The following is a 5,989-nucleotide window of genomic DNA, read 5'->3' as shown; positions in this document are numbered from 1 at the left end:
CAGGAAAACCGCACCCCCGGCAGCCTGCCGGGAACAAAGACGCAGATGACCATTCGTTCGAAAACCTATAAGGGCAGCGGGTTTAATGAACTGAAGTTTGACGATGCGACAGGGAAAGAACAGGTCTACATCCACGCGCAGAAGAACATGGATACCGAGGTGCTGAATAACCGGACCACGGATGTGATAAACAACCATGCCGAAAAAATAGGTAACAACCAGGCGATCACCGTTACCAATAACCAGATCCAGAACATTGGCGTTAATCAGATACAGACGGTTGGTGTCAACCAGGTGGAAACAGTGGGCAGCAACCAGATTATCAAAGTGGGTTCAAACCAGGTTGAAAAGGTGGGGATCATTCGTGCGCTGACGGTAGGCGTGGCTTACCAGACGACGGTAGGCGGCATCATGAATACCTCGGTGGCGTTGTTGCAGTCCTCACAGGTAGGGCTGCATAAATCACTGATGGTGGGAATGGGCTACAGCGTCAATGTAGGGAATAACGTCACCTTCTCGGTGGGCAAGACGATGAAGGAAAACACCGGACAAACAGCAGTTTATTCTGCCGGTGAGCATCTTGAACTCTGCTGCGGTAAGGCAAGGCTGGTGCTGACGAAGGACGGAAGCATATTTCTCAATGGTACGCACATTCATCTGGAAGGAGAGTCGGATGTGAACGGTGATGCGCCGGTGATTAACTGGAACTGTGGTGCCACACAACCTGTACCGGATGCGCCTGTGCCGAAAGATTTACCCCCCGGAATGCCGGATATGCGGCAATTTTGAGTCAGGTGCAAAAAATTAAAACGGTACTGGTGCAGTGGCCAGATGAACCATATTAAAAGCAGAAGGAATTGATTCATGGGCGGAAAACCGGCGGCGCGGCAGGGCGACATGACCCGCAAGGGACTGGATATTGTGCAGGGTTCAGCAGGGGTGCTGATAGGTGCGCCGACGGGAGTGGCCTGCTCGGTGTGTCCGGGAGGGATTACCTATGCTAACCCGGTGAACCCGGTGCTGGGTGCGAAGGTGCTGCCGGGTGAGACGGACCTGGCACTGCCCGGCCCGCTGCCGTTTATTCTTTCCCGCGCTTACAGCAGTTACCGGACCAGGACGCCCGCGCCGGTGGGCGTGTTCGGCCCCGGCTGGAAAGCGCCCTTCGATATCCGCTTACAGGTTCATGAGCGGGAACTGATACTCAACGACAACGGCGGCAGGAGCATTCACTTTGAGCCGCTGTTTCCCGGCGAGATAAGCTACAGCCGCAGCGAGTCGTTCTGGCTGGCGCGGGGCGGGGGGGCGGAGCAGCACAGTTCGCAGCCGCTAAGCGCGCTCTGGCAGGTGCTGCCGGAAGATGTTCGCCTGAGTCCGCATGTGTACCTGGCGACAAACAGCCTTCAGGGGCCGTGGTGGATACTCAGCTGGCCGGAGCGGGTGCCGGAAGTGGACGAGGTGCTGCCGCCGGAACCGCCCGCATACCGGGTGCTGACGGGCGTGGTGGATGGCTTTGGTCGGACGCTGGCCTTTCACCGGGCAGCGGAGGGTGACGTGGCGGGCGCGGTGACGGGGGTGACGGACGGTGCGGGCCGCCGTTTTCACCTGGCGCTGAGCACACAGGCGCAGCGGGCGGAAGCCTTCCGTAAACAGCGCGCCACGTCTTTATCTTCCCCTGCCGGTCCCCGTTCTGTTTCCTCTTCTCAGGTTTTCCCCGACACGCTGCCCGTCGGTACAGAATACGGTGCCGATAACGGTATCCGTCTGGAGGCGGTGTGGCTGACACACGACCCGGCATACCCGGATGAACAGCCGACTGCGCCGCTGGCGCGCTACACGTACACGGCCAGCGGTGAGTTGCTGGCGGTGTATGACCGCAGCGGGACGCAGGTGCGCGGGTTTACTTATGATGCGGAGCACGCCGGGCGGATGGTGGCGCACCATTATGCGGGGAGGCCGGAGAGCCGCTACCGGTATGATGATACCGGGCGGGTGACGGAGCAGGTCAACCCGGAGGGGCTGGACTACCGCTTTGAGTACGGACAGGACCGTGTGACCATCACGGACAGCCTGAACAGGCGGGAGGTGCTGTACACGGAAGGCGAGGGTGGCCTGAAGCGGGTGGTGAAGAAGGAGCATGCCGACGGGAGTATCACCCGCAGCGAGTATGATGCGGCGGGGAGGCTGAAGGCGCAGACGGATGCGGCGGGGCGGCGGACGGAGTACAGCCTGCATATGGCGTCGGGCGCGGTGACGGCGGTGACGGGGCCGGACGGCAGGACGGTGCGGTATGGCTACAACAGCCAGCGGCAGGTGACGTCAGTGACGTACCCGGACGGGCTTCGCAGCAGCCGGGAGTATGATGAGAAGGGAAGGCTGGCGGCGGAGACCTCGCGCAGCGGTGAGACGACGCGGTACAGCTATGATGACCCGGCGAGTGAGCTGCCGACAGGGATACAGGATGCGACGGGCAGTACAAAACAGATGGCATGGAGCCGCTACGGTCAACTGCTGGCCTTCACGGACTGCTCAGGGTACACGACGCGGTATGAGTACGACCGGTACGGGCAGAGGACGGTCGTTCACCGGGAAGAAGGAATCAGCACTTACAGCAGTTATAACCCGCGCGGGCAACTGGTCAGTCAGAAGGATGCGCAGGGGCGTGAAACCCGTTATGAGTACAGTGCCGCAGGCGACCTCACCACTATCATTGCCCCGAACGGCAGCCGGAGTGAGACACAGTATGATGCGTGGGGTAAAGCTATCAGCACCACGCAGGGCGGGCTGACGCGCAGCATGGAGTATGACGCCGCCGGTCGCATCACCGTGCTGACCAACGAGAACGGCAGCCGGAGTGAGTTTACCTACGATGTGCTGGACCGCCTGACGGAGCAGCGCGGCTTTGACGGCAGGACACAGCGTTACCGGTACAGCGCCGCAGGGCAGCTTGTCCGCAGTGAAGACGAGGGGCTTATCACCCTCTGGCACTATGATGCTTCGGACCGCATCACGCACCGGACGGTGAACGGCGACCCGGCAGAGCAGTGGCAGTATGATGAGCACGGGTGGTTAACCACCATCAGCCATACCAGTGAAGGCCACTGCGTGTCGGTCCACTACGGCTATGACGATAAAGGCCGCCTGACGGGCGAACGGCAGACGGTGGAGAACCCGGAGACGGGGGAGATACTGTGGGAGCATGAGACAAGGCACGCGTACAGCGAACAGGGGCTGGCGACCCGTCAGGAGCCGGACGGCCTGCCGCCGGTGGAGTGGCTGACGTATGGCAGCGGTTATCTTGCGGGGATGAAGCTGGGCGGAACACCGCTGGTCGAGTACACGCGGGACAGGCTGCACCGCGAGACGGCCCGCAGCTTCGGTAACGGAGTGGGCAGTACAGAGGGGTACGAACAGGCCACGGCGTACACCCTCACAGGGCAGCTCCAGAGCAGGCACCTGAACCTTCCGCAGCTTGACCGTGACTACGACTGGAACGACAACGGACAGCTAATCCGCATCAGCGGCCCGCAGGAGAGCCGGGCGTACCGTTACAGCGACACGGGAAGGCTGACGGGCGTCCACACCACGGCGGCGAACCTGGACATTGATATCCCGTATGCGACGGACCCGGCAGGAAACCGGCTGCCGGACCCGGAACTGCACCCGGACAGCACGCTCACGGCGTGGCCGGATAACCGCATCGCGGAAGATGCGCACTATGTCTACCGCTACGATGAATACGGCAGGCTGACGGAGAAGACGGACCGCATCCCGGAAGGGGTGATACGGACGGACGACGAGCGGACCCACCACTATCACTACGACAGCCAGCACCGGCTGGTGTTCTACACGCGGATACAGCATGGTGAGCCGCTGGTCGAAAGCCGCTACCTGTATGACCCGCTGGGCCGCAGGACGGGGAAACGGGTGTGGCGGCGGGAGCGTGACCTGACGGGGTGGATGTCGCTGTCGCGTAAACCGGAGGTGACCTGGTACGGGTGGGACGGTGACAGGCTGACGACGGTACAGACCGGCACCACACGTATCCAGACGGTGTACCAGCCGGGGAGCTTCACGCCGCTCATCAGAATCGAAACAGAGAATGGCGAACAGGCGAAGGCGCGGCACCGTAGCCTGGCGGAGGTGTTGCAGGAGGACACGGGGGTGACGCTACCGGCGGAGCTGGCGGTGATGCTGGGAAGGCTGGAGCGGGAGCTGCGCACGGGCGCGGTGAGTGAGGAAAGCCAGCAGTGGCTTGCGCAGTGCGGGCTGACGGCGGAACAGATGGCGGCGCAGATGGAGGCGGAATACATCCCGGAGAGGAAACTTCATCTTTACCACTGTGACCACCGTGGGCTGCCGCAGGCGCTCATCAGCCCGGAAGGGGAAACGGCGTGGCAGGGGGAGTATGACGAGTGGGGAAACCTGCTGGGAGAGGAAAGCACGCTGCACCTGCAACAGTCACTCCGTCTGCCGGGGCAGCAGTATGATGAGGAGTCGGGACTGTATTACAACCATCACCGGTACTATGACCCGTTGCAGGGGAGGTATATTACCCAGGATCCGATAGGGCTGAAGGGGGGCTGGAACCTGTATGCGTATCCGCTGGATCCTGTGGGGTATATAGATCCTTTGGGGTTAAAAGAATGTATAGGCAGCGCACGAGTATTACAAGGAAATTCGAGACTAGTTGGGAAAGGTGGTGGATATAACACTAGTCCTTCAAATTTGGATAAATACGGAGTAACAACTGACTCGACAGCAATTATCCCTTCTCAATGGGGATTTAGGGATAAACCATCTGCCAGAAATAAAATAAATTCTATTAGCGGAAAATTAAAAGCTGATGGTACTCAGCTGTTTAGTTGTGTCAGGGACATCGTTGATGATTCGGCTTTGCGTAGAAATAATATAAACCCTCAGCAAAAGTTAATGGATAAAAATCCCGGAAAGTTGATTCTTGAAATACCAGGGCTAGAGAAGGATATGGGCATTCAAGATGTAATAATTACTATACCTGATGATATGAGTTGTCCGAGTGGTACGCAATAATGAAATTTTGGTTGTATTTGATATGTTTGATTTTCTTTCCCAGTGATATATGGGCTTTAAATGTTGAAGTGCAGAACGTACATAGTATTTTCTCTGTATCACAAAACAATCCATTTATTATCCATGATGTTATGGCAAAAAATGGAGATATTGAATATGTTTTTGTTTGCATGGATTATAATGAATCAGAAAAATATATTGGAGAATATGGTACGTTTTCAGGCTTTTACCAATGTAAATTTTTTAGTGTGAAAGATGGTTCTGAAATTTTTCAACCTGTTGCTAATTGGGGAGTAACAGAAACACGAGCAAGATTTTTTCTGTCCCAAATCATTGGTGGATGTAAAGATCATCCGTTATATGGACACAGGAGGGAGTTCCGTGTAAGGGGGATGAAGATACTTATTGATATTTATGATTTTTTGCCTGAAAGATCTCCTGAATTATTTTGGGAGATATATAGTTTTAAATTAAGATTAGATGTCACAAATTATCCGAATGCGACTTCTGATTTTTCAGGATATGCACCAGAAATGTGTGTATCTGATCATGAGGAAACAGATAGTTCCGGGCGTTTGGTTGATGATGCGCATATAGTAACAAGAAACGTCTATTAAATTTTTAGGTGATGATTTTTTCTTTTATTTCATTCAATAAAAAGCCAAGTCAATAATGGCAGAAAAATAATTTATTGAATTATTCTAATTAATTATATGTAGATGCTGATTTTTCTGATTAATGGTGTTTTGAGTATTGGTGATAAATCAGAGTCTATGGTGCCAGAATACAGCCCAAAATAATTTAAGGAGATACCATGAGCGTAAAACCAGCGGCGCGTCAGGGCGATATGCTAGGGAAAGATCACGGTGTGCCGTAGGCACAAAGATGCAAAACGGGACGTTTTGCATGTAATAAGCATAAGCTTGTGAAGAGATGGTGG

Annotated in this window: 3 protein-coding genes; all 3 read left to right on the top strand. The window is 55.7% G+C overall.

What is annotated here, in order from left to right:
* On the top strand, positions 1-789 hold a 789-nt coding region (locus tag BEB42_RS25480; protein WP_105267597.1), incomplete at its 5' end, for a bacteriophage T4 gp5 trimerisation domain-containing protein.
* A gap of 75 nt (positions 790-864) precedes the next feature.
* On the top strand, positions 865-5,049 hold the full coding sequence (locus BEB42_RS25475; protein WP_105267596.1) for an RHS element core protein: 4,185 nt from the start codon (positions 865-867) through the stop codon (positions 5,047-5,049).
* Positions 5,049-5,666 (top strand): hypothetical protein, encoded by a 618-nt coding sequence (locus BEB42_RS25470; RefSeq protein WP_074517315.1) that lies wholly within the window; start codon positions 5,049-5,051, stop codon positions 5,664-5,666. The genes BEB42_RS25475 and BEB42_RS25470 overlap by 1 nt, the downstream gene beginning before the upstream one ends.
* Positions 5,667-5,989: the final 323 nt, after the last annotated feature.

The organism is Escherichia sp. MOD1-EC5990, from assembly GCF_002965285.1.
GTDB lineage: Bacteria > Pseudomonadota > Gammaproteobacteria > Enterobacterales > Enterobacteriaceae > Escherichia > Escherichia coli_F.
Note: the sequence above shows the minus strand (reverse complement) of the source record. Positions and strands in the feature narration are given on the sequence as shown.